General features: G+C 71.5%; 31 protein-coding genes. 11 read left to right on the forward strand and 20 right to left on the reverse strand.

Features of this window, described 5'->3' with window-relative positions:
* Positions 1-40: 40 nt before the first annotated feature.
* Together QSK39_RS41835 and QSK39_RS41840 are read right to left on the reverse strand one after the other, a co-directional pair.
* Positions 41-706 carry a DUF2461 domain-containing protein gene (locus QSK39_RS41835; RefSeq protein WP_285483339.1) on the reverse strand — a complete coding sequence of 222 codons (666 nt, stop codon included), beginning with the start codon at positions 704-706 and terminating at the stop codon, positions 41-43.
* 106 nt (positions 707-812) lie between these two features.
* A complete protein-coding gene (locus tag QSK39_RS41840; RefSeq protein ID WP_285483340.1) occupies positions 813-2,033 on the reverse strand; it encodes a glycoside hydrolase family 18 protein in 1,221 nt (406 codons plus the stop codon).
* A gap of 168 nt (positions 2,034-2,201) precedes the next feature.
* On the opposite strand from QSK39_RS41840, the gene QSK39_RS41845 reads away from it, so the two are divergent.
* Complete coding sequence (locus QSK39_RS41845) at positions 2,202-2,510, forward strand: ArsR/SmtB family transcription factor (protein WP_434056724.1); 309 nt, start codon at positions 2,202-2,204, stop codon at positions 2,508-2,510.
* Between the two features lie 4 nt (positions 2,511-2,514).
* Here QSK39_RS41845 and QSK39_RS41850 read toward each other — a convergent pair whose 3' ends face one another.
* Positions 2,515-2,847 (reverse strand): winged helix-turn-helix transcriptional regulator, encoded by a 333-nt coding sequence (locus tag QSK39_RS41850; RefSeq protein ID WP_285483341.1) that lies wholly within the window; start codon positions 2,845-2,847, stop codon positions 2,515-2,517.
* A 67-nt stretch (positions 2,848-2,914) separates the two neighbouring features.
* Between QSK39_RS41850 and QSK39_RS41855 the strand changes: the two genes are divergently transcribed.
* Entirely contained in the window at positions 2,915-3,388 is a 474-nt protein-coding gene (locus QSK39_RS41855; RefSeq protein WP_285483342.1) for a group II truncated hemoglobin, read from the forward strand.
* 34 nt (positions 3,389-3,422) lie between these two features.
* Positions 3,423-4,859 (forward strand): aromatic amino acid ammonia-lyase, encoded by a 1,437-nt coding sequence (locus tag QSK39_RS41860; protein WP_285483343.1) that lies wholly within the window; start codon positions 3,423-3,425, stop codon positions 4,857-4,859.
* 231 nt (positions 4,860-5,090) lie between these two features.
* Here QSK39_RS41860 and QSK39_RS41865 read toward each other — a convergent pair whose 3' ends face one another.
* On the reverse strand, positions 5,091-6,116 hold the full coding sequence (locus QSK39_RS41865) for a 6-phosphofructokinase (protein WP_285483344.1): 1,026 nt from the start codon (positions 6,114-6,116) through the stop codon (positions 5,091-5,093).
* 287 nt (positions 6,117-6,403) lie between these two features.
* Between QSK39_RS41865 and QSK39_RS41870 the strand changes: the two genes are divergently transcribed.
* Positions 6,404-7,486: a 3-deoxy-7-phosphoheptulonate synthase gene (locus QSK39_RS41870; protein WP_285483345.1), complete on the forward strand. Its 1,083-nt coding sequence runs from the start codon at positions 6,404-6,406 to the stop codon at positions 7,484-7,486.
* Between the two features lie 70 nt (positions 7,487-7,556).
* Here QSK39_RS41870 and QSK39_RS41875 read toward each other — a convergent pair whose 3' ends face one another.
* A complete protein-coding gene (locus tag QSK39_RS41875) occupies positions 7,557-7,736 on the reverse strand; it encodes a DUF2000 family protein (RefSeq protein ID WP_285483346.1) in 180 nt (59 codons plus the stop codon).
* Between QSK39_RS41875 and QSK39_RS41880 the strand changes: the two genes are divergently transcribed.
* Positions 7,711-7,860, forward strand: coding sequence for an Lrp/AsnC family transcriptional regulator (locus QSK39_RS41880; protein ID WP_285483634.1), 150 nt, complete (start codon positions 7,711-7,713; stop codon positions 7,858-7,860). The two genes, QSK39_RS41875 and QSK39_RS41880, sit on opposite strands and share 26 nt — an antisense overlap.
* Before the next feature lie 38 nt (positions 7,861-7,898).
* On the opposite strand, the gene QSK39_RS41885 is transcribed toward QSK39_RS41880, so the two are convergent.
* Positions 7,899-8,387, reverse strand: coding sequence for a polyadenylate-specific 3'-exoribonuclease AS (locus tag QSK39_RS41885; protein ID WP_285483347.1), 489 nt, complete (start codon positions 8,385-8,387; stop codon positions 7,899-7,901).
* A 17-nt stretch (positions 8,388-8,404) separates the two neighbouring features.
* Positions 8,405-9,166 carry a lysophospholipid acyltransferase family protein gene (locus QSK39_RS41890; protein WP_285483348.1) on the reverse strand — a complete coding sequence of 254 codons (762 nt, stop codon included), beginning with the start codon at positions 9,164-9,166 and terminating at the stop codon, positions 8,405-8,407.
* 209 nt (positions 9,167-9,375) lie between these two features.
* On the opposite strand from QSK39_RS41890, the gene QSK39_RS41895 reads away from it, so the two are divergent.
* Genes QSK39_RS41895 through QSK39_RS41905 form a run of 3 tightly spaced genes read left to right on the forward strand, consistent with a single transcriptional unit; the run spans position 9,376 to position 11,823 of the window.
* Positions 9,376-10,143 carry an alpha/beta hydrolase gene (locus tag QSK39_RS41895; RefSeq protein WP_285483349.1) on the forward strand — a complete coding sequence of 256 codons (768 nt, stop codon included), beginning with the start codon at positions 9,376-9,378 and terminating at the stop codon, positions 10,141-10,143.
* Positions 10,140-10,673: a hypothetical protein gene (locus QSK39_RS41900; RefSeq protein WP_285483350.1), complete on the forward strand. Its 534-nt coding sequence runs from the start codon at positions 10,140-10,142 to the stop codon at positions 10,671-10,673. The genes QSK39_RS41895 and QSK39_RS41900 overlap by 4 nt, the downstream gene beginning before the upstream one ends.
* Before the next feature lie 10 nt (positions 10,674-10,683).
* Entirely contained in the window at positions 10,684-11,823 is a 1,140-nt protein-coding gene (locus tag QSK39_RS41905) for a glutamate--cysteine ligase (protein WP_285483351.1), read from the forward strand.
* Here the strand turns inward: QSK39_RS41905 and QSK39_RS41910 are convergent.
* Positions 11,820-12,662 (reverse strand): NUDIX hydrolase, encoded by an 843-nt coding sequence (locus QSK39_RS41910; protein WP_285483352.1) that lies wholly within the window; start codon positions 12,660-12,662, stop codon positions 11,820-11,822. The two genes, QSK39_RS41905 and QSK39_RS41910, sit on opposite strands and share 4 nt — an antisense overlap.
* Before the next feature lie 26 nt (positions 12,663-12,688).
* Between QSK39_RS41910 and QSK39_RS41915 the strand changes: the two genes are divergently transcribed.
* Positions 12,689-13,165 (forward strand): SMI1/KNR4 family protein, encoded by a 477-nt coding sequence (locus QSK39_RS41915; RefSeq protein ID WP_285483353.1) that lies wholly within the window; start codon positions 12,689-12,691, stop codon positions 13,163-13,165.
* 1 nt (position 13,166) lies between these two features.
* Here the strand turns inward: QSK39_RS41915 and QSK39_RS41920 are convergent, their stop codons facing one another.
* The 6 genes from QSK39_RS41920 to QSK39_RS41945 are packed head-to-tail and all read right to left on the reverse strand — an operon-like array spanning position 13,167 to position 17,337.
* Positions 13,167-14,105: an ROK family protein gene (locus tag QSK39_RS41920; protein ID WP_285483635.1), complete on the reverse strand. Its 939-nt coding sequence runs from the start codon at positions 14,103-14,105 to the stop codon at positions 13,167-13,169.
* Between the two features lie 15 nt (positions 14,106-14,120).
* Positions 14,121-14,525 (reverse strand): hypothetical protein, encoded by a 405-nt coding sequence (locus tag QSK39_RS41925; protein WP_285483354.1) that lies wholly within the window; start codon positions 14,523-14,525, stop codon positions 14,121-14,123.
* Positions 14,522-15,652, reverse strand: a complete 1,131-nt coding sequence (locus QSK39_RS41930) for an ArsA family ATPase (RefSeq protein ID WP_285483355.1) — start codon at positions 15,650-15,652, stop codon at positions 14,522-14,524. Before QSK39_RS41930 ends, QSK39_RS41925 begins: the two co-directional genes overlap by 4 nt.
* 4 nt (positions 15,653-15,656) lie before the next feature.
* Positions 15,657-16,091 (reverse strand): SRPBCC family protein, encoded by a 435-nt coding sequence (locus tag QSK39_RS41935; RefSeq protein ID WP_285483356.1) that lies wholly within the window; start codon positions 16,089-16,091, stop codon positions 15,657-15,659.
* A gap of 27 nt (positions 16,092-16,118) precedes the next feature.
* On the reverse strand, positions 16,119-16,913 hold the full coding sequence (locus tag QSK39_RS41940) for a metallophosphoesterase family protein (RefSeq protein WP_285483357.1): 795 nt from the start codon (positions 16,911-16,913) through the stop codon (positions 16,119-16,121).
* 13 nt (positions 16,914-16,926) lie between these two features.
* The gene (locus QSK39_RS41945) at positions 16,927-17,337 is read right to left on the reverse strand and encodes a polyketide cyclase / dehydrase and lipid transport (protein WP_285483358.1); all 411 of its coding nucleotides are present in this window, start codon (positions 17,335-17,337) and stop codon (positions 16,927-16,929) included.
* Positions 17,338-17,464: 127 nt separating this feature from the next.
* Between QSK39_RS41945 and QSK39_RS41950 the strand changes: the two genes are divergently transcribed.
* Positions 17,465-19,261, forward strand: a complete 1,797-nt coding sequence (locus tag QSK39_RS41950) for an AMP-dependent synthetase/ligase (RefSeq protein ID WP_285483359.1) — start codon at positions 17,465-17,467, stop codon at positions 19,259-19,261.
* Positions 19,262-19,313: 52 nt separating this feature from the next.
* On the opposite strand, the gene kilB is transcribed toward QSK39_RS41950, so the two are convergent.
* Genes kilB through QSK39_RS41975 form a run of 5 tightly spaced genes read right to left on the reverse strand, consistent with a single transcriptional unit; the run spans position 19,314 to position 24,314 of the window.
* Positions 19,314-19,805, reverse strand: coding sequence for a plasmid transfer protein KilB (gene kilB / locus QSK39_RS41955; protein ID WP_285483360.1), 492 nt, complete (start codon positions 19,803-19,805; stop codon positions 19,314-19,316).
* 13 nt (positions 19,806-19,818) lie between these two features.
* Positions 19,819-21,183 carry a GH1 family beta-glucosidase gene (locus QSK39_RS41960; protein ID WP_285483361.1) on the reverse strand — a complete coding sequence of 455 codons (1,365 nt, stop codon included), beginning with the start codon at positions 21,181-21,183 and terminating at the stop codon, positions 19,819-19,821.
* Positions 21,184-21,198: 15 nt separating this feature from the next.
* A complete protein-coding gene (locus tag QSK39_RS41965) occupies positions 21,199-22,083 on the reverse strand; it encodes a carbohydrate ABC transporter permease (protein WP_285483362.1) in 885 nt (294 codons plus the stop codon).
* A 9-nt stretch (positions 22,084-22,092) separates the two neighbouring features.
* Positions 22,093-23,028, reverse strand: a complete 936-nt coding sequence (locus QSK39_RS41970; protein WP_285483363.1) for a carbohydrate ABC transporter permease — start codon at positions 23,026-23,028, stop codon at positions 22,093-22,095.
* Positions 23,028-24,314: an ABC transporter substrate-binding protein gene (locus tag QSK39_RS41975; RefSeq protein ID WP_285483364.1), complete on the reverse strand. Its 1,287-nt coding sequence runs from the start codon at positions 24,312-24,314 to the stop codon at positions 23,028-23,030. Before QSK39_RS41975 ends, QSK39_RS41970 begins: the two co-directional genes overlap by 1 nt.
* A 161-nt stretch (positions 24,315-24,475) precedes the next feature.
* On the opposite strand from QSK39_RS41975, the gene QSK39_RS41980 reads away from it, so the two are divergent.
* Complete coding sequence (locus tag QSK39_RS41980) at positions 24,476-25,519, forward strand: LacI family DNA-binding transcriptional regulator (RefSeq protein ID WP_285483365.1); 1,044 nt, start codon at positions 24,476-24,478, stop codon at positions 25,517-25,519.
* On the opposite strand, the gene QSK39_RS41985 is transcribed toward QSK39_RS41980, so the two are convergent.
* The gene (locus tag QSK39_RS41985) at positions 25,516-26,622 is read right to left on the reverse strand and encodes an FAD-dependent monooxygenase (RefSeq protein ID WP_285483366.1); all 1,107 of its coding nucleotides are present in this window, start codon (positions 26,620-26,622) and stop codon (positions 25,516-25,518) included. The two genes, QSK39_RS41980 and QSK39_RS41985, sit on opposite strands and share 4 nt — an antisense overlap.
* Between the last annotated feature and the right edge of the window lie 23 nt (positions 26,623-26,645).

Consider the following 26,645-nt stretch of genomic DNA (forward strand, 5'->3'; position numbering starts at 1 on the left):
AGTTCAAGAAAACTGTTCAGAAACTGTCCGGTCCGGCTGGTCAGCGCCGGGGCAGTTCACTGGGCCCGACGCGGTCGCGCGCCCACTCGTTGAACTCGCGCAGCTGCAGCCAGGCCTTCTTCACCCGATCGAGCGCCCCTCGTTCGTGCAGGACGTCGTCCGGTTCCCAGACGCGGACCGCGTACACCGAGCGGTAACGCAGCAGGTCGAGGCGGGGGTGGTCGGCGTCGAAGCCCCGCGGCTTCGACTTCAGCCGGTCGCCCCGGATCTCCCAGCCGGCCTTCTCGAGCTTCTTGAGGATCTTCTCGAGCGCTTCGCCGTGCAGCTCGGTGTCGACGGCCTTGCGGAAGCGGGCGATCTGGTCGGCGGCCAGGTGGAAGCAGCCGCCGCCGGCGCGCAGGCCCTCCGGCCCGACCTCGACGTAGTACGCGCCGCCGCCGCGGCCCTGCTCGACCACCGCGCCGCAGTGGGTCTTGTACGGCGTCTTGTCCTTGGCGAACCGGACGTCGCGGTAGGGGCGGAACACCTTGGGCTCGCCGAAGCCGTCGGAGAACTCCGGCGCCAGCTCCGCGAGCAGCGCCTCCATCGGGGCGCGGACGTCGGTCTTGTAGGTCTCGACGTGGTCGTCCCAGTAGGGCTTCGAGTTGTCTTCCACGAGGCCGTCGTAGAAGTCGACGGCGTACTCGCCGAATCCGCTGAACTTCACGCACTGGACGATAAACGGGGGCACCGACGGTTTCCGCGCCGGTGCCCCCGGGTCGAACCCGGTGCGGCCGGCGTTCCGCGCACGACCGGCCGCACCGGGAGTCCTGCTACTTCGCGACGGCCGTGATCAGCTCGCCGTCGGTGGTGTCGCCCGAGAGGTCCCACACCATCGCGCCGCCGAGGCCCTGGTCCTCGGCGTAGCCGATCTTGCCGCCGATCGTCGACGGGGTGTCGTAGCTCCACCAGTCGCTGCCGCACTTGGCGTAGGCCGTGCCCGCGACCGTGCCGGTCGACGGGCAGGACGTCTTCAGCACCTTGTAGTCCTGGATGCCCGGCTCGATGCCGGCCGCCGGGCCGGTCGCGGTGCCACCCGGGGCGTCCTGCGTGACGCCGGTCCAGCCGCGGCCGTAGAAGCCGATGCCCAGCAGCAGCTTGCCCGCCGGAACACCCTTGCCCTTGAGCTTCTGGATCGCCGCGTCGGAGTAGAAGCCCGGCGTCGGGATGCCGTCGAAGGTGGTCAGCGGTGAGTGCGGGGCCGTCGGGCCCTGCGCGGCCCAGGCGCCGAAGTAGTCGTAGGTCATCACGTTGTACCAGTCGACGTACTGGGCGGCGCCCGCGTAGTCGGCCGCGTCGATCTTGCCGCCGTCGGTGCCGTCGGCCGTGATCGCCGACGTGACCAGCTGCGAGCCGAACTTGGCGCGCAGCGCGGACATCAGGTTCTTGTACGCGTCGGCGCCGCTGGTGTCGCAGGACAGACCGCAGGAGTTGGGGTACTCCCAGTCGATGTCGATGCCGTCGAAGACGCCGGCCCACCGCGGGTCGTTGACCAGGTTGTAGCAGGAGTCGGCGAAGGCGGCGGGGTTCTGCGCGGCCTGCGTGAACCCGCCCGACCAGGTCCAGCCGCCGAACGACCAGATCACCTTGAGGCCGGGGTGCGCGGCCTTGAGCTTCTTGAGCTGGTTGAAGCTGCCGGCCAGCGGCTGGTCCCAGGTGTCGGCGACCCCGTCGACGCTGCCCGCGGCGTCGTAGGTCTTCTGGTAGTCGGCGTAGGCGTCGCCGATCGCGCAGCCGCCGTTCGTCACGTTGCCGAACGCGTAGTTGATGTGGGTCAGCTTGCTCGCCGAGCCCGACGTCTCGATGTTCTTGACGTGGTAGTTGCGGTCGTAGACACCCCAGTCGGTGAAGTAGCCGACGACCTTGCCGACGGAGGCTTCGGCGGACGCGGGCGCGGCGGTGGCGGCCGGGGCCGCGGCGGCGCCCGCCACCAGGCCCGCGGCGGCGGCCACGGTCAGCAGTGCCGAGAAGCTCTTCCTGCGGAAACGGGACATGTCTTCTCCCTCCGGAGAATTACTCACGGCGCCGGTGCCGGAGTGGTGGGGACCACACCACCGTAAGTGGACTAGACCATTAGGTCAATGGTCTAGTCCAAGAAGCCCACTGGGCCGGTCGTGCGTGCCTTGACAGGAATATGCCGCCCGGAGCACATTCCAGGGGTGATGCAGACGTTCGAGGTGCTGGCCGAGCCCCGCCGCCGCACGATCCTGGACCTGCTGCGCGACGGCGAGCGGTCGGTCGGCGAGCTGGTCGACGAGCTTTCCCTCAGCCAGCCCGCGGTGTCGAAGCACCTGCGGGTGCTGCGGGAGGCCGGGCTCGTGACGGTCCGGGTGGCGGCCCAGCGAAGGTGCTACGCGCTGCGGCCGGAGCCCCTGGCCGAAGTGGACGCTTGGCTGGCGCCGTACCGCGCGTTCTGGTCGGGCCGGCTCGACGCGCTGGAGCGCCGCCTGGACGAGACCGACCCGCGCTGAGCCGTCAGGACCGCTCGAACTCGATGCCCGCGGCCGCCGCGCGGCGCTCGCCCCACTCGTACAGGGCCGTCAACGCCGGGCGGAGCTCCTCCCCCACCTCCGTCAGGTGGTACTCCACGTGCGGCACCCGGCCGTCGAACTCCAGGCGGCGGACGATGCCGTCCGCGGCCAGCTCGCGCAGCTGCTGGGTCAGCATCTTCTCGCTCACCCCCGGCATCCGCCGCCGCAGTTCGCCGTAGCGGTGGGCGCCCTCCTTCAGGTGCGCCAGGATCACCGGCTTCCACTTGCCGCCGATGAGGTCGACCGCCAGCTCCACCGCGCAGTGGTACCGCTTCATCCCATTCCCCCTACGCACCGGAAAGTACGTGGTTGCCCGGCCGGCGCACCACTGGTTGCCTGACCGGGTGAGACTGCCAGAAACCCCGACCCCCTACGAGTGGGCCGGCGGCCACGACGCCCTCGTGAAGCTGCTGACGATCTTCTACGGCCACGTCCTGGAAGACCCGCTGCTCGAACCGGTGTTCCGCGGCATGGACCCGGAGCACCCGAAGCACGTCGCGGTCTGGCTCGGCGAGGTCTTCGGCGGCCCGGCCGACTACTCCGGGAACCACGGCGGCCACGCCCACATGGTCGGCCGCCACCTCGGCCGCGGCATCACCGAGGAGCAGCGCCGCCGGTGGGTGAACCTGCTGCTCGACGCCGCCGACGAGGCCGGCCTGCCCGCCGATCCCGAGTTCCGCGCCGCCTTCGCCGGCTACCTCGAGTGGGGCAGCCGGCTCGCCGTGATCTTCTCGGCCCCCGGCGCCGAGCCGAACCTGCACGAACCGGTGCCGCACTGGGACTGGCCGATGCCGCCCTGGCAGCCGCCCGCGCCCTAGCCGCATAGTGAGGGCAGCCGAAAGGAGGCTGCCCGTGATCAGGGTGGACGGCCGGACCCTCCGGTGCGCGGACGTCGTGACGGCGGCGCGCACCGAGGGCCCGCTGGGCATCGACGTCTCGATCGCCGCGCTGCGTGGCGCCGAGAACGCGTGGAAACTCGCCGAGGAGCTGAGCACCCGGCGGCGGGTCTACGGCCGGACGACCGGCGTCGGCGCCAACAAGGACGACACGGTCGAAAGCTCGCAGGAGCACGGCCTGCGCCTGCTGCGCAGTCACGCGGGCGGCAGCGGCGACCCGATGCCGCCCGGCCAGGTCCGCGCCATGATGCTGATCCGCCTGAACCAGCTGCTGGCCGGCCGGTCGGGGATCAGTCCCGAGCTGATCGGCGCGCTGGCCGAAGCGGTCCGCGCCGGCGCGTTGCCGCTGGTGCACCGGCTCGGCGCGATCGGCACCGGCGACCTCGCGCCGCTGGCCGAGACGGCGCTCGCGCTCACCGGGGAACGCGCGTGGGTCGAGGGGCACGTGCCGCCGGTGCCGGTGCACGCGGGCGACGCGCTGGCGTTCATGAGCAGCAACGCCGCGACGCTCGCCGAAGCGACCCTCGCCGCGATGCGGCTCGACGCGCTGACCCGGGCGAGCCACGCCGTCGCGGCGCTGACGTACGTCGCGCTCGACGGCAACCCCGAGGCGTACGCGACCCCGGTGCACGAAGCGCGGCCGCACGCGGGGCAGGTCGCGTGCGCGGCGGAGATGCGGCGCCTGCTCGGCATGCACCAGACGCCGAAGCCGGGGCGGCGGATCCAGGACCCGTTCGGGCTGCGGGCGTTCCCGCAGGTGCAGGGCCCGGCGCTGGACGCGATCCACTACCTGCGCGACGTCCTCGCCGTGGAAATCAACGCCAGCACCGAAAACCCGATGATCTCGACGGTCCACGGCGACGCGTACCACCACGCGCACTTCCACACGGCGTACGTGTCGACGGCACTGGACCAGGCGCGGGCGACCGTGCACCAGGTGGCAGAGTTGTCGGTGGCGCGGCTCGGCGACCTGGTCGAGCCGGAGTTCACCGGGCTGCGGCCGTTCCTCGCGGCGGGCCCCGCGGGCAGCTCCGGCGTGATGATCCTCGAGTACGTCGCGCACGACGCGCTCACCGAGCTGCGGCAGGCGGCCCTGCCGGCAACGCTCGGCACGGCGGTCGTCTCCCGCGGCCTCGAAGACCACGCGAGCTTCTCGACGCAGGCGGCCCGCGCGGCGACGGCGGCGTGTTCGGCCTACCAGCAGGTGCTCGGCTGCGAACTGGTGGCGGCGGTCCGGGCGCTGCGGATGCGCGACGCGGACCTGGTGGATCTCCCGGTGCGCGACGCGTTCGACGCGGCGTCCGAAGCGCTCGACGCGAGCACCGACGACCGCCCGCTCACCGAAGACATCGCCGCCGCGGTCGGCGTCCTGGACACCCTCGCCCGCATCTAGCGTGAACTCGAACCGCCCGCACCGTACCTGCGCCCGGAAGTGCGGGCCGCGCTCTCCGAAGCCGTGGCGACGGTGCCGGGCCGGGCCGTCCTGGGCATCGCCTGGACCGGCACCACCGAGCACGGGATCGGCAACCAGGACGAGTTTCCTGTTCGTCGGCGCGGTGCGGCAGCGGCCCTGAACGCGCGAAGGGCCGCCCCGGGAACCCCGGAGCGGCCCTTCGGCGGAAACTCAGCCGAAGAAGACTTCGGCTTCCTGGTAGCGCTCGACCGGGACCGTCTTCAGCTCGGCCGTCGCCTCGGCCAGCTTCACGCGGACGATGTCCGTGCCCTTCAGCGCCACCATCACGCCGAAGTCGCCGTCGGCCACCGCGTCCACCGCGTGCAGGCCGAAGCGCGTCGCCAGGACGCGGTCGTAGGCCGTCGGGGTGCCGCCGCGCTGGACGTGGCCCAGGACAACCGCGCGGGACTCCTTGCCGGTGCGGTGGGCGATCTCGTCGGCCAGCCAGGTGCCGATGCCGCCGAGGCGGACGTGCCCGAAGGCGTCCTTCTCGCCGGTGAGCAGCTTCTCCTCGCCGCCCTCGGGCAGCGCGCCCTCGGCGACGACGATGATCGGCGCGAACTCCTTCTCGAAGCGGCGCTCGACCCAGGAGACGACCTGGTCGACGTTGAAGTGCCGCTCCGGCACCAGGATGACGCTCGCGCCGCCGGCCAGGCCGGAGTGCAGCGCGATCCAGCCGGCGTGGCGGCCCATGACCTCGACGACCAGCGCCCGGTGGTGCGACTCGGCGGTGGTGTGCAGCCGGTCGATCGCTTCGGTCGCGATGGAGACCGCGGTGTCGAAGCCGAAGGTGTAGTCGGTGGCGCCCAGGTCGTTGTCGATCGTCTTGGGCACGCCCACGACGCCGACGCCGTCGTCGGTCAGGCGCTTCGCGACGCCGAGGGTGTCCTCGCCGCCGATCGCGACCAGCGCGTCGACGCCCTGGTCGGCCAGGACCTGCTTGATCTTCTCGACGCCGCCCTCGACCTTGTACGGGTTGGTGCGCGAGGACCGCAGGATGGTGCCGCCGCGGGTGAGGATGTCCTCGACGTCGTTGAGGCCGAGCGGGCGGCTGTCCCCGGTCAGCGGGCCGTTCCAGCCGTTGCGGAAGCCCACGAAGTCCCAGCCGTGCACCTCGATGCCCTTGCGCACCACGGCGCGGATCACCGCGTTGAGTCCCGGGCAGTCGCCGCCGCCGGTCAGCACACCGACACGCATGAGAAGCCTCCGTCTGTTCTCTGGAGATGACAGTCACATTTCGTCGCCCGCCAGAGTAGCGGCTCACGTCTTGATCGGTGCAGCCCGTACCACCTGCCGAATCGGTCCGGCTCCGGTGTGTGCTAACTTGACTGCATGCAGCGCTATTACTGGTTTACGAAGCCGGCCCCGGGTGGGCACGGCGGCGTGAACCTGCGCTGACCTCCACCCCCGAGCCGGATTTCGAAACCGGCTCGGCGAGGGTCCCCCGCGCGGGTCGGTGTCCACCAGGAAGGAACACCCCCGCGATGACGCTCTCCGCCGGACCGGCCACCATCGGTGACCTCGACGCCGCGCGCACCACGTCGATCAGTCCGCTCATTTCGCCCGCGATGCTGCGCGAAGACCATCCCGTCGACGCCGCCGTCGCCAAGGTGGTGCGGCAGGGCCGCGCCGAAACGGTCGACATCCTCGAAGGCCGGGACGACCGGCTGCTCGTGGTCGTCGGCCCGTGCTCGGTGCACGACCCGGAAGCCGCCCTCGACTACGGCCGCCGGCTGGCCGCGAAGGCCGAGGAACTGCGCGGCGAACTGCACATCGTGATGCGCGTGTACTTCGAGAAGCCGCGCACCACGCTGGGTTGGAAGGGCCTGATCAACGACCCGGACCTCGACGGCACGTTCGCCGTCAACAAGGGCCTGCGGATGGCGCGGAAGCTGCTGCTCGACGTCTCCGGGCTCGGCCTGCCGGTCGGGTGCGAGTTCCTCGACCCGATCACGCCGCAGTTCATCGCCGACATCGTGACGTGGGGGTCGATCGGCGCGCGGACCGCGGCGAGCCAGGTGCACCGCCAGCTGTGCAGCGCGCTGTCGATGCCGGTGGGCATCAAGAACTCGACCGAGGGCGACGTCCAGGTGGCGGTCGACGCGACCCGCGCGGCCGCGGCGAGCCACGTGTTCCCGGGCATCAACACCGACGGCCTGGCGGCGCTGCTGACGACGTCGGGCAACCCGGACTGCCACGTGATCCTGCGCGGCCACAACGGCGGCCCGAACTACGACGCGGCCACGGTGACCGACACCCTGGCCCGGCTGGCGAAGTCGGGCCTGCCGGAGCGCGTGATCATCGACGCGAGCCACGGCAACAGCGGCAAGGACCACGTCCGGCAGGGCGAGGTGGTCCGCGAGCTGGCTTCGCGGATTTCGTCCGGTGAGCGCGGGATCTCGGGGCTGATGATGGAGAGCTTCCTGGCGGGCGGTCGCCAGGACCTCGACCTGGGGCACCCGGAGAAGCTGACGTACGGGCAATCGATCACCGACGCGTGCCTGGCGTGGGACGACACGGCCCCGCTGCTGGACGAGCTGGCTTCGGCGGTGCGGGCGCGCCGCTGAGAGGTCCCCGGCCTGGGGGTCCCCCGGTTTTCACGTTACCGGGGGACCCCGACAGTTTTCGGTGGCGAGGTCAGCGCATCAGCGGCAACGACCCGACCAGCCAGTCGACGCGCTTGGGCGGGCCGTGCAGGGCGACGCCGACGCTCTCGAGGTCCGCGATGGCCATCGCCGCCGGCTTGGCCGTGTACTCCGCGTAGGTCCGGCAGCTCTGGGCGAGCGCCCTGCTGCAGGAGGACGCTAAGCAGACCACCAAGGAACTCGCCCGCAAGCTGCACATCGCGCAGTCGACGTGCCTCGAGCGGGTTCGTCCTCGACCGGCTGACCCAGCGCAAGGAGATCGTCGACGATCTTCACCCACTTCCGCCGCACCGTAGTCAGCCCACTGACGCCGGTGGTTCCCGACGGCGAGTGATCAGCGGCGCGGGAAGTAGTTCTCGATGACGTCCCACCGGGCCAGGTTGTGCTTCGCGTCCGCGAGGGCGTCGTGCTGGTCGGTGGGGGCCGACGGGAGCTTCGGCTTGCCCGCGTCCTCCCAGCGCTGGCGCAGGTCGCGCGTGAAGCGGGGCAGCTGCCTCGGCAACGCCGGCATCGGGCCCCACAGCTGGGCGAGCGCGACGTGGTCGTACGCGGCGAACCACGCCCACAGCTCGATCCCGCCCGGCGGCTTGCCGAAGAACTCCAGCAGGTCGGCGCGGATCTTCTCGCGGCTGCGCCACGCCCGGTCGGCCGGGGACGGCAGCTTGTCCAGGACGTTGTCCCGGACCCACTGGCCGGCCTTCGAGGGGTCGAACTCGGTCGACACCGCGTAGAACTCGCGGCCCCGCTCGTCGACGACACCGATGGACACCAGGTCGATGGTCACGCCGTCTTCGATGAATTCGGTGTCGTAGAAGAAACGCACCGGTGAACCCTAGTGGGTCAGCCGACCTTCGAATCCGGCACCCGGGCCGCGTCGTGCGCCGAGGGCTGAGAAGGCACCTTGGGCTTCACCCCGGCGGCTTCGGCGGCGAGCAGTTCCTTCGCCTTCGCCGCGTAGATGTCGACGTACTCCTGGCCGGACAGCTCCATCAGCGCGTACATGATCTCGTCGGTGATCGACCGCTCGATGAACCGGTCACCGGCAAGTCCTTCGTACCGCGAAAAGTCCAGCGGCTTGCCGAAGCGGACCTCGAGGCGGCGCGGCCACCACATCTTGGAGCCGATCGGGTTGACCTTGTCCGTGCCGATCATCGCCACCGGGACGACGACGCCGCCGGACTCCAGGGCGATCCGGGCGACGCCGGTCTTGCCCTTGTACAGCCGGCCGTCCGGGGAGCGGGTGCCCTCGGGGTAGATGCCGAGCAGGTGGCCGGCCTTGACCAGGCGGGTCGCCGTGTCGAGCGCGGCCTGGGCGGCGTTGCCGCCGGAGCGGTCGATCGGGAACTGGCCGACACCGGTGAAGAACCACTTCTTGAGCAGGCCCTTGAAGCCGGGCTCGGTGAAGTACTCGGACTTGGCCGGGAAGGTCACCTTGCGCTTGACGCGCAGCGGCATGAAGAACGAGTCCGCGACCGCCAGGTGGTTGCCGGCCAGGATCGCCCCGCCGCTCTCGGGGATGTTCTCCGCGCCGACGACCTTGGTCGGCCACAGCGTCTTGAGCAGCGGTCCGATGAATACCCACTTCATGAGCCAGTACAGCACCGGTGCCTCAGTCCTCCATCGCAGCTCAACCCCTGTCACCCGCGACGGCCAGCCTACGAAGCCCGGTGGCCGCCGCACAACGGAGACCACCCGGTTACCACCCGGCAGCGATCGATCTCACAGGGAATTCCGGGTCCGGGCGGAGCCCCACAAGGTCCGCGAGCCGTGAGAGCATGGACGAATCCACCGCTCACACGGAAGGCGATCGCATGGGCGTGCTCGCCGGCGCGGAACCGTTCGGCCACACCGGTTCGGCCGAGACCGGGTTCCTGCTCTGCCACGGGTTCACCGGTACCCCGGCGAGCATGCGGGCCTGGGGTGACCACCTGGCCGGGGCCGGGTTCACGGTGCGCTGCCCGCTGCTGCCGGGGCACGGCACCCGCTGGCCGGACCTCAACCGCACGACGTGGGAAGACTGGTACGGCGCCGTCCGCGAGGCGCTGCTCGCGCTGCTGTCGACCTGCCAGACCGTGTTCGTCGGCGGTCTCTCGATGGGCGGCACGCTCACCCTGCGCCTGGCCGAGGAGTTCGGCGACCGGATCGCCGGGATCGTCCTGGTCAACCCGTCGGTGACGCGGCTGAAGTGGGACACCAAGCTGCTGCCGGTGCTGGGCAAGATCGTGCCGTCGGTGCCGGCGATCGCGAACGACATCAAGAAGCCGGGCGAGACCGAGCTGGCCTACCCGCGCACGCCGGTGAAGGCCGCGGCGAGCCTGGCGAAGCTGTGGGCGCTCGTGCGCGCGGACCTGCCCAAGGTCACGCAGCCGGTGCTGCTGCTGCACTCGTCGGTCGACCACGTCGTCGAGCCGGAGAACTCGCGGCTGGTGCTGGCGGGGGTCTCGAGCACCGACGTCACCGAGGTCGTGCTGGAGAACAGCTACCACGTCGCGACGCAGGACAACGACGCCGAGGTCATCTTCACGCGTAGCGTCGAGTTCGCGAAGGCGCACGCCGCACAGCCTGAGGAGACCGCATGAGCCGGGGGAAGGACGGGCCGGAGGACGTCGACGCGACGTTCGCCGAGATCGTCGCCGACCTGCGGGCCGACGGATTCGGGCTCCCCGAAGAGGACACCGCGGACACCGCCGACAAGACCGACAAGGCCGGCGCCGCGGACGGCTTCGGCGTCGAGAGCGAGTCGCGCCGGACGCCGGACCGGCCCGCCGAACCGCCGGCCGCGGACACCCCGCCGGAACCCGGCTGGCGCTCCGGGGGCACGTCGTGGGACACGACGATGTTCTCCGACGACCCGGCCGGCGACGACGAGCACTACGTCCCACCCGAGCCGCCGCCGCTGCCGCGGCCGAAGATGGGCGCGTTCCTCATCCTGCTGCTGTTCCTGGCCGGGCTGTTCCTGCTGATCCTGCCCGGTGCGATCGGGGTCGGGCCGACGGTGGCGACGCCGCTGGGCATCCTCGCGCTCGCGACGTCGATCGCGTTGCTGCTGCTGCGCGTCCGGCAGGGCCCGCCGCCCGGCGCCGACCCCAGCAACGGCGCCCAGGTCTGACGCCACGCCGATGAACATCGAGTTCAGCCCTTCGCGGCGGTCGACCGTCGGCGCGGAATGGGAGCTCGGCCTGGTCGACCGGCGCAGCGGCGAGCTGTCGTCGGTCGCCGAGCGGATCCTCGAGGCCGTCCGGCCCGACGGGCAGGCCGAGCACCCGAAGATCAAGCAGGAGCTGCTGCTCAACACCATCGAGGTCATCACCGGCGTCTGCGACACGATCGCCGGGGTCAAGGCGGACCTCGCGGAGTCCCTCGACGTCCTGCACGGCGTCGCCGACCCGCTCGGCGTCGAGATGTTCTCGGCCGGCACGCACCCCTTCTCGAACTGGTACCAGCAGAAGGTCACCGACAAGGAGCGCTACGCCAAGCTGATCGACCGCACGCAGTGGTGGGGCCGGCAGATGCTGATCTACGGCGTGCACGTCCACGTCGGGGTCGACCACCGCGACAAGGTCCTGCCGATCCTCGACGCGCTGCTGAACTACGCGCCGCACCTGCAGGCGCTCTCGGCGTCGTCGCCGTACTGGGGCGCCGAGGACACCGGGTACGCGTCGAACCGGGCGCTGATGTTCCAGCAGCTGCCGACGGCCGGGCTGCCGTTCCAGTTCCGGAAGTGGGCCGAGCTGGAGAGCTACACCGAGGACATGTTCACCACCGGCGTGATCGACCACTTCTCGGAGATCCGCTGGGACATCCGGCCGGCACCGCACCTGGGCACGATCGAGATGCGCGTCTGCGACGGGCTGCCGACGCTGGAAGAGGTCGGCGCGATCTCGGCGCTGACGCAGTGCCTGGTCGACGACTTCAGCGAGCGCCTCGACGACGGCGAGATCCTCCCCACCCTGCCGCCGTGGCACGTCCAGGAGAACAAGTGGCGGGCGGCCCGCTACGGCACGGACGCGATCGTCATCCTGGACGCGGCCGGGCGCGAGCGGCTGGTCACCGACGACATCGCCGACCTGCTGGACCGGCTCGAGCCGGTGGCGCGGCGCCTGGACTGCGTTGCCGAGCTGCGCGACGTCGAGACGATCCTGCGCTACGGGCCGAGCTACCGGCGCCAGCGCGCGGTCGCCCAGGCGCACAAGGGCAGCCTCAAGGCCGTGATGGCGTCGCTGGTCGCCGAGATGCGCGACGGCATCCCGCGCGGCTAGAGCTCGTCGAGCTGGGAGCGGAGCGTGCCCGGGCCGAGGATCGACGCGCCGAGCGCGGTCACCCGGCCGCGCAGTTCGCGGTCGGCGGTCGCCACCAGGACCCGCGCCTGCTGCTGCGCGACGACCTCGACGATCTTCGAGTCGCCGTCGGTGTCGGCCGCGACGACCTCCACGCCCGGGACGCCGGTGACGTGCTTGGCCTTGCCTTCGACGACCAGGACGATCCGCGGCCACCAGGTCACGGCCGGGTCGCCGGGGTCCGGCACGCCGGCTTCGGCGAGTTTCGCGAGCTGGTCGCGCAGGCGCTCGGCGGCGCCGTGGCGGTCGCGCCACCAGCCGTCCGGCCGCGAGCCGACGACGTTGGCGGCGTCGACGACGAGCACCAGCTCCTGCCCGACGCGGTCGCGCAGGTCCGGCCAGGCGGCGGCGAAGTCGCGGTGCAGCCGATAGGTGGGCACGTCGTCGGGGTCCACCCAGCGCACCTCCGCACTTTCGGTGTTGGCGACCTTCGCTTCCGCGCCGGCGGCCAGCGCGAGGACGGTCGTGTAGCTCCAGTCCCCATGGTCCACCACGGACGCCGACACCGCGCGGAAGGACTCGGCGGGGACGGAGGCCTCTTCGAACGCTTCGCGCGCGGCCGCGGTCACGGCGGTCTCCCCGGCTTCGATGGCTCCGCCGGGCAACGCCCAGGTGCGGCCGTGGTGCACCCACCAGGCCCGGCGCTGCAGGAGGACGCCGCGCGCGGGGTCGACGAGCAGCAGGCCGGCGGCGCCGTAGCGGCCCCAGTGCAGGTGCCCGCAGGAACATTTGACGAAGACGCTCGCGGACGCGTGACTCACCCAGCCAGCCTGTCACAATTGCCGGCGTGACCCGGTTCGATCAGCTCAAGCCCACGTTCTGGGACCGCGGCCCCGGCGAGCCGCTGTCCGCCCGCGAGTTCGCCCACGCCGGACGCGAGCTGGGCGTCCGGCTGCCGATCGAGCTGGGCGAGCTGCTGGGCCTGCGCAACGGCGGCACGGTGGCCGCCTCGTTCGACGCCTTCCCGACGAGCAAACCGACGTCGTACAGCGACACGCACGTCCCGTTCGACCAGCTGCTCGGCGTCGGCGGCCGGCTGTCGATCCTGGACTCGCCGTACTTGAGCGACGAGTGGGACCTGCCGAAGCGGGTCGTGGTGCTGTCCGGCGACGGCCACACGTGGGTCGCGCTGGACTACCGCCGCTCGGCGGAGCCGTCGGTCACGTGGTTCGACGTCGAGCTGGAGTCGGAACTGGCCTTGGCGCCGACGTTCCGGGAGTTCCTCGAAGGGTTGGTGCCGTCGGGGAGCTTCCCCGAGGAGTGAGTCAGACCGGGGTCTTCGCCGCTTCCAACGCCAGTGCCGCCGCGCCGACGATCGCCGTGTCGTCGCCCAGGTGGGCCGTGCGGATGCGGGCCAGCGGGCGGTGCCGGGCTCCCGTGATCGCGCCCGCGTAGTGCTCGCGGGCCTCGTCCAGGAACAGCGGTGCCGACTCCGACACTCCCCCGCCGATCACGATGATCTCCGGGTCGAACACGTCCGCCACCAGGGCCAGGCCCTCGCCGAGCCACTTGGCCAGCTCCGCCATCGCCAGCTGGGCGATCGGGTCGCCGTCGCGGGCCGCGCCGGCCACCCGCCTGCCCGTCACCGAGCCCGGGTCGCCCGCCACCTGCTGGGCCAGCACCGTCGAGCGCCCCGGGTGCCGCGCCAGCAGCTCCACCGCCGTCGCCGCCAGCGCCGTTCCGCTGCAGTAGCGCTCCCAGCAGCCGTACTTGCCGCACGGGCACGCCCGCCCGCCGCGGACCACCGTCAGGTGGCCCAGCTCGGGCGCGACGCCGTACGCGCCGCGGAACAGCTTGCCGTCCAGCAGCAGGCCCGCGCCGATGCCCGTGCCCAGCGCCACCAGCGCCGCCACGTGGGCGCCGCGGGCCGCGCCGAAGCGGTGCTCGCCCACCATCGCCGCGTTGACGTCGTGCTCCAGCAGCACCGGCAGGCCGACGCGCTTCTCGATCCGGTCCGCGACCGGCGCGCCGCGCCACGCGAGGTGCGGCGCGAACATCACCGACCGGCGGTCGCGCGCCACGAACCCGGCCACGGCCAGCCCGACGCCCGCCACCTCGTGCCGGTTGCGCAGGCCCTCGACGACACCCGCGATGGCGTCCTCGAGGGCGCCCTCCTCGCTCGGCGTCGCGACACGTGCCGTGTCGAGCAGGGAACCGCGCTCGTCCACCACGCCGGCCCGGACGCTCGTCCCGCCGACGTCCACCCCTATCGTCCGCACTCAGCTCTCCCACTCGTCGCGCCGGCGGACGGCGATGTGCTGCACCCGCACCGACACCGAAGCGTCCGCCGGTGGCCGCGGCGCGGGCCGGAACCCGGGCATGTGCACGCCCTCGTCCGGCTCCCAGCGGTCCGCGAGCACCGCCCGGAGCAACGCCACGAGCTGCGCCAGCTGTTCCAGCAAGCGGGCCGCGAATTCCGGGCGCTCACCTCGCACAACGGCGACGATCGCACACAGCGGGCACCAGCCGCACGCCGAGGCGTCCGGTTTCGCCTGGTCAGGGTCCCCGTGCCCGGCGACGACGACCCCTTCGAGCCACGGCGCCGCCTTCTCCACGACCATCTCCACGAGCAGGCGGATCTCCTCCGCGAGCTTCGGCCCGGCCGCCTCGTCCTCTTCGCTCACCCGCGTCCCCGGTTCCCGGCCAGGCTCACGACCAGGCCGTCGGCGTCGGATTCCGCGCCGGTGATCCGGCACGGCCGCAGCGACTCCGGCAGGGCGATGAGCCTGCGGAAGCCGTCCACGGTGATCGCCAGGTCGTCGTCGACGCGGGCGAGGTCGACCTCGGCGTCCCGGGTGAGCGGGATCGCGATGCGCAGCGTGTACCCGTCCGGCGCCGGGCGGACCCGCAGCAGCGGGGTGACCGGGGTGCCGTTGCCGTCGAGGGGGTCGCCGTCGCGGTAGAGCTCGGCGGCGATCTCCAGCAGCGCGGGCAGCCCGACCGGCTCGACGGCCCGGTGCTCGACGCGCGAGACCGCTGTGAACCCGGCGGCGGAGAGTTCGGCCAGCACGGTGTCCTGCTGCGTCCGGCGGGTGCGCAGCCACGACCCGGCGCCGCCGCGCCAGAACCCGGGCGCGGGCATCAGCCGGTTGGTGACCAGGCCGTCGACGGCGATCCCGCGCAGGGCCAGGGAACTGAGCGTGCGCCGCGCTTCGGCGACGACCACCCGCTCCGGCGTCAGCACCAGCCGGACCGTGGTCACCGACGGCTCGGTCAGCAGCGCGCGCAGGCCGTCGAGGTGCGTGCCGAGCCGGCGCACGGACTCGGTGACCTGCTTCGGCACCCACAAGCGGGTCAGGTAGCCGGAGAAGGCTTCGGGCAGGGCGAGCAGCCGCAGCGTCTCGGCCGTGGGCCCGCAGTCGACGACGATGGTCTCCCACGGCCCGTCTTCGGCCAGCCGGCGGACCTCGGTGAGGGCGAGCAGCTCGTCGACGCCGGGCAGCACGGTCAGCTCTTCGGCGTCCAGGGTGTCGAGTCCCGCGCCGGACAGGGCGGTCTGCAGCTCGGCCCGCAGCCGGTGCCAGGAGGTGTCGACCAGGGTGCGCGAGTCGATCTGCACGGCGGACAGGAGGGCGTCCACTTCGGACGGCTCGGCGCCGAGGGTGTGGCCGAAGGCGTCGCCGAGCGAGTGCGCCGGGTCGGTGGACACGACGAGGGTCTTCCTGCCGCGGGCGGCCAGGGCGGCGCCGGTGGCCGCGGCCAGCGTGGTCTTCCCGACACCCCCCTTGCCGGTGAACAGCAGGATCCGCACGCGGCTACCCCTCGGCCCGCTTCTTGAGCTCCTTCAGCGCGGTGTCCATGACCATCTTCTCGGCCTTGCGGCGCAGCAGGCCGATCATCGGCAGCGCCAGCTCGACCGACAGGGTGTAGGTCACGCGCGTCCGGCCCCCGAGGTCCTCCAGCGCGTAGCGGCCGTTCTGCGCCTTCTGCATCTGGCCCTTGACCAGGTGCCAGCTGACGCCGAGGCCGTCGCCGTCCCAGTCGTACTCGAGGGTGTAGACGTCCTTGATCGGGCCCGCGTCGAGGGTGAGCTTGACCTGCTTCGCGCGCCCGTCAGCGTCGGTGTCGAGGACCTCGGTCTGCCGGACGGCCTTGGCCCATTCCGGGTACGCGGGGAAGTCGGCGATCACGGCCATCACCCGGCTGGGCTCGGCGTCGACCTCGATGGACTGTGTGGACTGCTCGGCCATGGGACGAAGCGTAGCCGCCGCGGTCGGTCACCAGCGCAGCACGTACGGCTGCCCGGTCTCCTTGAAGTGACCGACGTTACGGCACTCGGTCAGGCCGACCCGGGCACGGGGCGCCAGGGGCTGGTGGACGTGCCCGAACACCGACCAGCGCGGCCGCTGGGTGCGGATCAGCTCGAGCAGCGCCGTCGAGCCGATCTCGCTGCGGCGCGCCACGACGTCGTAGGTCAGCTCCGGCAGCGCGGGCGGGCCGTGCGTGCAGAGGACGTCGACCTCGGTGAGCGCCGCCACACTGCGGTCGTAGTCCTCGCGATCCCGCAGGTAGGGGCGCCAGGCGGCGCCCTTGCGGCGGCGCGGGACGACGCCGTCGGGCAGCAGCGCGCCGCCGACGAACCCGAACCGCAGGCCGCCGATCTCAGCCACCTCGCCGTCCAGGACCCGGATGCCCTCGCCGGCGAACTCCGGCCACAGCGCCGGGGTGTCGACGTTGCCGGGGGTGGCGTAGGTGGGCGCGGTCATCGCCGCGAAGAGCGCCGCGTACTGGGTGCGGATGGCCTCGTCGACGGCGCCGACGGGGTCGTCGAGGCTCGCCCAGAGCGTCCGCGAGTAGGCAACGGTTTCGTCACGGGTGCCTTCACGGCGGAGGCGGGCGAACTCGCCCACCTTCTCGGCGCCGAACAGGGCGCCCATGATGCCCTTGTCGTGCTCCCGGTAGTCGACGAAGTCCAGCAGGTCGCCGAGCACGACCAGCGCGTCGGCCCCGTCCCCCGCCCGCTTCAGCGCGTCCGCGTTGCCGTGCACGTCCGAGACGACGTGTACCCGCACCCCTGGTCCCCCTTCAGCCCTCGCCGCGCGGAGGAACGCCGGGCTCGCGCCCGTCCTCCAGGATCTCCTTGAGCCCGAGCGCGATCTCCTTCGCCGCGCGGGCCCGCCGGTCGAACTCCCGGCGCAGGCCGCGTGGTGCCAGTTCCCGGGGCGTCCCGGCCGCGTCGGCGGGGGTCGCCCGCAGGAAGTAGTGCAGCAGGGTGCCGTCGAGCACCGGCTCGAGCCAGACCTCCATCGTACCGACGAGCGCGCCCCGCACGGTCCAGCGCAGGCCCTTGTCCCCCCGGTCGGTGTAGACCTCGAGGACCAGGTCGGGCCAGTAGCGCCGCCAGGACGCCGGTGCGGCGAAGACCGCGGCCACGGTGGCCGGCGGAACGGCGAGGAACGTCTCGTCGACGATGTCGAGTGAGGGTGGCGCGTTCACGTGCGAAGAATGTCACGCCCTCGCCGTGCGACGGCGATCAGCATGGTCTTAAGGTGCTCACCACGCTAAGTTGACTGGCGGGTAACAGCGGTGTCGCCCGCCGCACGCGTTGAACACGGAGGTCCACGTGCGCGAATACAGCGCTCCCGCCGGCAAGCCGGTGGCCGACGACGAGAACATGTCCGATGTCGTCTGGGCGAACGCCGAGCGGTTCTCCGACGTGGTGAGCTTCCGCCGCCAGGTCGACGGGACCTGGCTGGACGTCACGGCCAAGGAGTTCGCCGGCCAGGTGCTGGCGGTGGCCAAGGGCCTGGCCCAGGCCGGGATCGGCCGCGGCGACCGCGTCGCCATCATGTCCAAGACCCGCTACGAGTGGACGCTGATCGACTTCGCGATCTGGGCGGCGGGCGCGGTGACGGTGCCGATCTACGACACCTCCTCCCCCGAACAGGTGTACTGGATCCTCTCCGACTCGGCCGCGAAGGGCGTGTTCGTCGAGACGAACGCCCACGCCGCGGCGGTCGGCGAGATCCGGGACCGGCTCACCGAGCTGGACCACACCTGGCAGATCGAGGGCGACTCCCCCGCCGTCGAAGAGCTGGCCGCCATCGGCGCCCCGCTGTCGGACGACGAGCTGCACGAACGCCGCCGCGAGGTGAGCGCGGGCGAGCTCGCCACGATCGTCTACACCTCGGGCACCACCGGCCGCCCCAAGGGCGTCGAGCTGACCCACCGCAACCTGCTGGCCGAGATCCGCGCCGACATCGAGGCGTTCCCGCAGCTCATGGAGCAGGGCAACTCGCTGCTGTGCTTCCTGCCGCTGGCGCACGTGCTGGCCCGCGCGATCGCCGTCACCGCGCTGACCGCCCGCGTCACCCTCGGGCACACCCCGGACGTCAAGAACCTGGTCGCCGACCTGGGCACGTTCCGGCCGACGTTCGTGGTCGCGGTGCCGCGCGTGTTCGAGAAGGTCTACAACTCGGCGAAGCAGAAGGCCCACGGCGACGGCAAGGGCAAGATCTTCGACGCCGCCGAGGCGGTCGCGGTCGAGTACAGCCAGGCGCAGGACAAGGGCGGCGCCGGGGTTGCCCTGAAGCTCAAGCACCTGGTGTTCGACAAGCTGGTCTACGGCAAGCTGCGCGCGGCCCTCGGCGGCCGGTGCGTGGCGGCGGTGTCCGGCGGTGCCCCGCTCGGCGCGCGGCTGGCGCACTTCTTCCGCGGCATCGGCGTCCCGGTGTTCGAGGGCTACGGCCTGACCGAGACGTCCGCGGCGGCCAACGTCAACACGCAGACGGCGTTCCGCGTCGGCACGGTCGGCAAGCCGGTCAACGGCACGTCGGTCCGCATCGCCGACGACGGCGAGGTCATGCTCAAGGGCGACGTCGTGTTCGGGGCGTACTACAACAACCCCCAGGCGACGGCCGAGTCCCTGACCGACGGCTGGTTCCACACCGGCGACCTGGGCGAGCTGGACGCGGACGGGTTCCTCAAGATCACCGGCCGCAAGAAGGAGATCATCGTCACGGCGGGCGGCAAGAACGTCGCCCCGTCCGGCCTCGAGGACACGATCAAGGCGGCCCCGCTGGTGAGCCAGGCGATGGTGGTCGGCGACCAGCGCCCGTTCATCGCGGCGCTGGTGACGGTGGACGAGGAGTACTTCCCGGCCTGGAAGTCCCAGCACGGCAAGCCGGCCGGCGCTTCGGTGGCCGAGCTCGCCACGGACGCCGACCTGCTGGCCGAGATCCAGGCGGCGGTCGACGAGGCGAACCGGCAGGTGTCGAAGGCCGAGGCGATCAAGAAGTTCACGGTGCTGGCCAACGACTTCACCGAGGCCGGCGGCGAGATCACGCCGAGCTTGAAGCTGAAGCGCAACGTGGTGTCGAAGAACTACGCGAACGACATCGAAGGCCTGTACAAGAAGTAGCCGAATGCCGTGAGGGGCACCTCCAGGGACGTCGAAGCCCTGGAGGTGCCCCTCACGGCGTTACGGGCCGGCCCGGGAGTGCCCGGACCTGCTGCCCCGCGGCTTGGATGAACGCCGACAGGACCGCTTGACTGTGTTCTTCGTGCTTGCGCAGGGTGGCGACGTCCGGGGAATCGTGGAGCTCTTTGATCGGCTCGAAAGTGACGTCGGCGAGACGGAGGAGCTCGGCGTCGTCGGTGAGCATCTGCATCCTGAGCCGCGCGTGATCGGCCGCGGCACCGCGCTTGTCCGACTCCGTGTACGCCGCCCGCTTCTTCTCCTCGTCGTCTCGTTGCTTGAGGAACCACTTCGCGATCACGGACTGCCGGAGTTCGGTCATCGCTCCCGCGAAGGCCACGTACGCGCTGATCCGTTCCTGGCGAAGCCGCTCCTCACGAGCCACGCGCTCCGTTCGCCGGGTGGCCAGCAGCCCGAACAGATAGGTGAGGCTCGAGCCCGCCAAGGTTCCGGATATCGCGATCACACCGGTCAGCACGCCGTCCATGGGGAGGAGTCTGTCAGCCGGACCGCTGGGTGGCGATGTGGTCGCGGTACCAGCGGAAGCTCGCCCGTGGAGTGCGCTCCTGCGTCGCGTAGTCCACGTGCACCAGGCCGAACCGGTGCTTGTACCCGTGGGCCCACTCGAAGTTGTCCAGCAGTGACCAGCAGAAGTACCCCCGCAGGTCCACCCCCGCCGCCGCGGCGGTGCGTGCTGCCTCGATGTGCTCGCTCAGGAACGAGATGCGCTCGTAGTCGGCGAAATCGCTTCGGTCCGCGTACACGCAGCCGTTCTCCGTGAGGTACAGCGGTGGCAGCGCCGGGTAGCGGTTGTGCAGGCTCACCAGGGCCTCCGTGAGCCCCTCCGGCTCCACCGGCCAGCCCATGCCCGTGCGCGGGACGGCCGGCAGCCGCGAGGTGTCCACGCCGATGTCGGCCACCGTGCGCAGCGCCGGGTCCGGCTCGCGGTGGGGCGCGTCCGCGACGTGGATCCGGTAGTAGTAGTTCACGCCCAGGTAGTCCAGCGGCGCGCCGATCGTCTCCAGGTCGCCGTCGTGGCGGAACGAGAAGTCCGAGACGCCGTCGAACATCGCCGCCAGGCCCGGCGCGTACCGGCCGCCGAACAGCGGGTCGGTGAACTGGCGCCGCAGCAGCGTGTCCTGGCGGGCCGCCGCCGCGGCGTCCGCGGCCGAGTCCGTCACCGGCACCGCCGGCGACTGGTTGAGCACGATCCCGAACTGGTGCTGCGGCGGGGCCTGCGCACGCATCGCCCGCACGGCCAGCCCGTGCCCGAGCAGCAGGTGGTGGGCCGCGGCGAGGGCCCCGTGCCCTTCCCGCGCACCCGGCGCGTGGCGTCCTTCGCCGTAGCCCGCGACCGCGCACGGGTACGGCTCGTTCAGCGTCGTCCAGTGGTCGACGACGTCGCCGAGCTCCTCGTGCACCAGCGCCGCGTACTCGGCGAAGCGCGCCGCCGTGTCGCGGGACCGCCAGCCGCCGTCGTCCTCCAGGGCCTGCGGCAGGTCCCAGTGGTACAGCGTCAGGAACGGTTCGATCCCCTGCTCCCGCACCGCTTCGATCAGCTGCCGGTAGAAGCCGATGCCCTTCGCGGAGACGGCGCCGCGGCCGGACGGCTGGATCCGCGGCCAGGACACCGAGAACCGGTAGGAGTCGACGCCGAGCGCGGCGAGCAGGGCGACGTCGCGGGGCCAGCGGTGGTAGTGGTCCGCCGCCGGCTCGCCGGTGTCACCCCCGGCCACCGCGCCGGGGACCGCCGCGAAGGTGTCCCAAATGGACGGTCCACGGCCGTCCGCGGTGGTCGCTCCTTCGATCTGGAACGCCGAGGTGGCGACGCCCCAGCGGAAGCCGGGCGGGAAACTGGTGGTCACGGTCAACTCCCGGGGTCAGCCCTTGAGCGCGCCCTGCATGATGCCGCCGACGATCTGGCGGCCGAACAGCAGGAACACGAGCAGGACGGGGACGGTGCCGATGGTGGCGGCGGTGAGCACGAGGGTGTAGTCGGTGGTGTAGCCACTGGCCAGGGTGGACAGTGCGGTTTGGACGGTGGGGTTCTCCGGCACCAGCACGACCAGTGGCCAGAAGAAGTCGTTCCACGCCTGCATGAACGTGAACAGCCCGAGCACCGCCGCGGCCGGGCGGGCGGCCGGCAGCGCGACGTGCCAGAACAGCCGCAGCGAGTTGCAGCCGTCCATCCGCCCGGCCTCCAGGAGCTCCAGCGGCAGCGCCCGCTCGAAGTACTGGCGCATGAAGAACACGCCGAACGCGGTGACCAGGCCCGGCACGATCACGGCCTGCAGCTGCCCGGCCCAGCCGAAGTCGGCCATCATCATGTAGAGCGGCACGACGCCCAGCTCGGTCGGGATCGCCTGGGTGGCGACCACGACGAGCAGCAGCACGGTCCGGCCGCGGAACTTCAGCTTGGCGAAGGCGAACCCGGCCAGCGTCGAGAACAGCACCACGGACACCGTGATCGTGCCCGCGACGATCATCGAGTTCCCCAGCGCCAGCGCGAAGTCCGACTCGTCGAAGACGCGGGCGATGTTCTCGAACAGGTGCCCGCCGGGCACGAGCACCGGCGGCACGCTGCCGACCGCTTCCGTCGTCTGCGACGACACGACGAACGACCAGTACACGGGGAACGCCGAGCCGGCCAGGATCGCGATCAGCGCGGCGTAGGTCCACGGGCTCGCGACCCGGCGCACGAGGCGCCGGGCCCGCCCGGGGGCCGCCGGCGGCGCGGGTGCGGCCGGGGTCAGCACGGTGGTCATGTCCGCTCCTCAGTCCGTTTGGATGCGCCGGGTCACCAGGTACGACAGGCCCGCGACGAGCATCGTGACGACGGCCAGGACCAGCGCGATCGCCGAGCTGTAGCCGAAGTCGTACTTGGTGAAACCCTGCTCGTAGAGGTAGAGCGCGGCGGTCTGGAACTGCCGGTCCGAGCCACCGGTGGCGGCGGCCGTGCCGGGGTTGAACAGCAGCGGCTCGGCGAGCAGCCGCATGTTCCCGGTCGTCGCGATCACCGTCGAGAAGATGATCTGCGGCCGCAGCAACGGCACGGTGATCCGCCAGAACTGCTGCCACCCCTTCGCGCCGTCGAGGGTGGCCGCCTCGTACATGGTCGAGGGGATCGCCTGCATCGACGCCAGGAAGATCAGCGCGTGGTAGCCGGTCCAGCGCCACACCACCATCGCCGCGATGGCGGTGTGCGAGCTGGCCGTGCCGGCCTGCCAGTCGACGTGCCCGCCGCCGAACCAGCTCAGCGCCCAGTTCACCAGCCCGAAGTCCCGGCCGAAGAGCTGCGCGAAGATGATCGTCACCGCCGCCACCGAGGTGATGTTCGGCAGGATCATCCCCATCCGGAACAGCGTCCGGCCGCGCAGCCTGCGGTTGAGCAGGTGCGCGATGCCGAGCGCGAACAGGATCTGCGGGATCGTGGTCAGCAGCCACAGGCTGACCGTGTTCCCCATCGCGTTCCAGAAGTACGGGTCGTGGAACAGCAGCTGCTCGTAGTTGCCGAACCCGATGAACGTCGCGCCCTCGGCGTCGAGCAGGTTGCGCTTCTGCAGCGACACGAAAGCCGTGTAGAGCAGCGGGAACAGCCCGAAGACGCCGAAGATCAGGAAGTACGGGCTGATGAAGCCGAACGGCGACAGCTTGACGTCCCACTTGTGCCGCCGATCGGCGAAGGACAGCGTTTTTGCCGGCACCGCCATTACTTGATCTTCGCCACGTCACCGACCAGCTGCTGCCACGCCGCCGCGCCGTCCTGCTTGCCCTGCTCGACGCGCTGCATCGCGTTGCCGAACTCCGTCTGGACGTCGCCCGCCTTCGGGCCCTGGTACTGCGGGTTCAGCTTCTTGGCGGCGTCGGTGAAGAGCTTGCCGACCGGCGCGTTGTTGAAGAACGGGTTGGTGTAGGCGGTGATCTTCGGGTCGGTGTAGAGCGACGGCGTCGAGGGCAGCAGGCCTTCGCTGGTGAAGACCTTCGCCTGCTGCTCGGGCGCGGTCAGCCAGGCGGCGAGCTCGGCGGCTTCCTTGGTGTGCTTGCCCTGCTTGGGCACGGTCAGGTACGAGCCGCCCCAGTTGCCGCCCCCGCCGGGCACGCTCGCGACGTCCCACTTGCCCGAGGTGTCCGGCGCCTGGTCCTTGATCTTGGTCATCATCCAGGCGGGGCAGGTGACGGTGGCGAACTGGCCCTGGGTGAAGCCGGTGTTCCAGGTGGGCGTGCTGTAGAGCAGGCCTGCGGAAAGGTTCGCCTTGACGGCGTCGACGACCTGGTCCCAGCCGGTGCGCAGCGCCGGGTTGCTCGCGACGACGAGCTGGTCGCTCTGGTCGTAGTAGCCGACCGGCGCCTGGCCGAAGATGGCGTTGAGCACGGTCGGGCCGCCGTCCATCCACTTGACGCCGTTGGGCGCCTTGGCCTGGAAGCGCTTGCCCGCGTCGAAGAACGCCTGCCAGGTGGGCCAGAGCGCGGAGACGGCGTCGCGGTCGGCGGGCAGGCCGGCGTTCTGGAGCAGGTCACGGCGGTAGCAGATGGCCAGGCCGCCGACGTCGGTGCCGTAGCCGATCTGCTGGCCGCCCTTGGCCAGCGACGCCGACCACTTCCAGCCCAGCCAGCGGTCCTTGAGCTTGTCGCCGCCGACGGTGTTGAGGTCGACGAACTTGTCCGGGGTCGCCTTGAACTGGGCGACGTACCCGGTGTCGATCGCCTCGATGTCCGCGGCGCCGCCGCCGGTGGCCAGGTGCGCGGCGAGGTTCTTGTGGTGGTCGGAGTAGGCCGCGGTCCGCTCGGTGATCTCGATGTCCGGGTGCGCCGCCTGGTACTCCTTGATCAGGTCGGTGTAGCCGAAGTTGCCGAAGAGGCCGAGGCTGAGCTTGACCTTGCCGCCACCGCCGGCGTCGCTGCTCCCGCAGGCGCTCAGCGCGGTGACCGCCGCGAGGCCGGCGCACACCGCGCCCGCGATCAGGCGGAAACGGCGGGTTGTCGTTTTCGGGCGCATGAGATCTCCGTTGTTCTGCGGGCCGGTCGGAAAACGCGGGACCTATGAGAGCGCTCCCAGTGGTGTTTCGTCAAGTTACGAAAAGGTAACGCACTTGCGGGTTTTCCCAGCCAGAGATCATGTGCTAGGAATGTAACCGGTTACAGCTCAGGAGGTTCCCCATGGTCACCGCGCGCGAGATCGCCCAGCTCTGCGGGGTTTCGGTCGCGACCGTGTCGCGCGTTTTCAACCGCCCCGCCACGGTCAGCGCGACGACGCGCGAGAACGTCGAACGCGTCGCGAGAGAGCTCGACTTCTCGCCGAACGAGTCGGCGCGGGCCCTGTCGCGGCAGCGGTCGGCGATGGTCGGGCTGGTCTGGGACACCGACCACCGGCGGCCCGGCTGGCGCCACCCGTTCCTGCAGGACCTGTTGCTGGGCCTCAAGTCCGCGCTCAGCTCGCACGGCTACCACCTGCTGATGCTCGCGACGAGCGACGACGCCCGCGACCGCAACCCCGGCGTGTCGCTGGCCGACCCGATCGCGTACGTGAGCATGACTCGGCGCCACCACCTGGCCGGGCTGGTGCTGATCGACAGCGGCACCGACGCCGAGGCGTTCACCGCGTTCGCCCAGTCCGGGCTGCCGTGCGTCGCGCTGGACGTGGCGTTGTCGGGTCCGCGGGCGACCTACGTGACCTCGGACAACGCGGCGGGCGCGGCGGAAGCCGTGCGGCACCTGGCCGCGCTCGGCCACGACCGGATCGCGACGATCACCGGCCCCCGCGGCAACGCGCCCGCCGCGGCCCGCACCGAGGGCTACCGGCGCGGGCTGGCCGAGGCCGGGCTGCCACCGCGCGAGGATTTCGTGGTCGCCGGGGACTTCTACCGCGAGAGCGGGTTCGTCGGCATGCGGCGGCTGCTGGCCCGCAAGGACCCGCCGACGGCGGTGTTCGCGGCCAGCGACGAGATGGCGGTCGGCGCCCTGCTGGCGGCCCGCGCGGCCGGGTTGCGGGTGCCGGCCGACCTGGCCGTGGTGGGGTTCGACGACATCGAGGTGGCCTCCCTGGTCGACCCGGCGCTGACGACGGTGGCCCAGGACAAGCCGGGCTTCGGCACCGCGGCGGCGGGCGCGCTGCTGGCGATGATCGAAACCGGGACGGCGCCTGATCCCGTGCGCCTGCCGACGAAACTGGTGGTCCGCGACTCGTGCGGCACCCAGCGCTAAGCGGTGATCTTCGCGTCCCAGTCGATGTGGTGCTCGTAGACCCAGCCCGGCTTTTCGCCGACGTCCTGGCCCGAACTAGACGCGACCAGCTTCTCGACGCGCTCGCGCCGAAGTCCTTCGTACGCCGCGAACGCCGATGCCGGGTCCGGCAGGTCGCGCAGGCACTGCGCGAGAACGACGCTGTCTTCGATCGCCATCGACGCACCCTGCGCGTCGGCCGGGGCCGCGGCGTGCGCGGCGTCGCCGACGAGCACCATTTCCGGCGTCGACCAGATCCGCGTCCGCGGGACGTCGTAGGAGTGGCCGCCGAACACCTCGTCGCCGGTGGCGGCGATGATGTCCGTGCAGGGCAACGGTTCCCCGGCGAACGCCGCGTGCGCGAACTCGCGCCACCCCTCGGGGGTCACGGCCGCGATCGCCTCGCGGGAGCGCTCGGCGTCGGGGATGCGGGCGAACCAGAACGTCGCTCCGTCCGGGGCGGTCGTGAACCCGAAGGCCGCTTTGCTCCCGCGGACCATGCGGTAGATCCCGGCCGCCGACGGCAGCCCCGGCGCACGCGTGTACCCCCAGACGATCGTCTGGCCGGTGTAGCGCGGTGCGTCGGCGTCCGGGTCGATCAGCTCCCGGACCACCGAGTGCAACCCGTCCGCGCCCACCACCACGTCACCCGTTTCGGCGGTGCCATCGGCGAATTCGACGGCGACACCGCTACCGTCCGGCTTCGCGTCGACCAAGCGCTTGCCGCGTTCGATCGGGACGCCCCGGCGCGCGGCTTCGTCCTGCAGGACGCGGTAGAGCGCCGCTCGGGTCATCGTGCGCGGCCCGTCGAGGCCTTCGGTGCCGAACTCACGGCGTCCGGCGATTTCCCCGGTCGGGAGGACCAGCTCGACGCCGTGCGCGGCGAACGAACTGTCGATCACCGGCCGGTCGGCGCCGATCGCGCGCAGGGCGTCCATGCCGTTGTGCATGATCGTGAGGAACGCGCCGATGTCGTCCCCGCCGGCCGGGTAGGCCTCGAAGACCACCGGATCGTGTCCGGCCCGCTTCAGCGCCATCGCCGTGACCGTGCCGGAAATGCCGCCACCCGCGACCAGAACTCGCACCGTGCTCCCCCTCGTGGACTCCG

Origin of the sequence: Amycolatopsis sp. NBRC 101858, assembly GCF_030269325.1 — a bacterium.
GTDB classification, from domain to species: Bacteria; Actinomycetota; Actinomycetes; order Mycobacteriales; family Pseudonocardiaceae; genus Amycolatopsis; species Amycolatopsis ponsaeliensis.

Bases quoted from the DNA above. Each gene is read 5' to 3' on its own strand.
- QSK39_RS41845 (WP_434056724.1), top strand. From the start codon at position 2,202: ATGCAGACGTTCGAGGTGCTGGCCGAGCCCCGCCGCCGCACGATCCTG.
- QSK39_RS41905 (WP_285483351.1), top strand. From the start codon at position 10,684: ATGAACATCGAGTTCAGCCCTTCGCGGCGGTCGACCGTCGGCGCGGAA.
- QSK39_RS41975 (WP_285483364.1), bottom strand. From the start codon at position 24,314: ATGCGCCCGAAAACGACAACCCGCCGTTTCCGCCTGATCGCGGGCGCG.
- QSK39_RS41895 (WP_285483349.1), top strand. From the start codon at position 9,376: ATGGGCGTGCTCGCCGGCGCGGAACCGTTCGGCCACACCGGTTCGGCC.
- QSK39_RS41865 (WP_285483344.1), bottom strand. From the start codon at position 6,116: ATGCGTGTCGGTGTGCTGACCGGCGGCGGCGACTGCCCGGGACTCAAC.
- QSK39_RS41965 (WP_285483362.1), bottom strand. From the start codon at position 22,083: ATGACCACCGTGCTGACCCCGGCCGCACCCGCGCCGCCGGCGGCCCCC.
- QSK39_RS41850 (WP_285483341.1), bottom strand. From the start codon at position 2,847: ATGAAGCGGTACCACTGCGCGGTGGAGCTGGCGGTCGACCTCATCGGC.
- QSK39_RS41970 (WP_285483363.1), bottom strand. From the start codon at position 23,028: ATGGCGGTGCCGGCAAAAACGCTGTCCTTCGCCGATCGGCGGCACAAG.
- QSK39_RS41980 (WP_285483365.1), top strand. From the start codon at position 24,476: ATGGTCACCGCGCGCGAGATCGCCCAGCTCTGCGGGGTTTCGGTCGCG.
- QSK39_RS41840 (WP_285483340.1), bottom strand. From the start codon at position 2,033: ATGTCCCGTTTCCGCAGGAAGAGCTTCTCGGCACTGCTGACCGTGGCC.
- QSK39_RS41870 (WP_285483345.1), top strand. From the start codon at position 6,404: ATGACGCTCTCCGCCGGACCGGCCACCATCGGTGACCTCGACGCCGCG.
- QSK39_RS41935 (WP_285483356.1), bottom strand. From the start codon at position 16,091: ATGGCCGAGCAGTCCACACAGTCCATCGAGGTCGACGCCGAGCCCAGC.
- kilB (WP_285483360.1), bottom strand. From the start codon at position 19,805: ATGGACGGCGTGCTGACCGGTGTGATCGCGATATCCGGAACCTTGGCG.
- QSK39_RS41900 (WP_285483350.1), top strand. From the start codon at position 10,140: ATGAGCCGGGGGAAGGACGGGCCGGAGGACGTCGACGCGACGTTCGCC.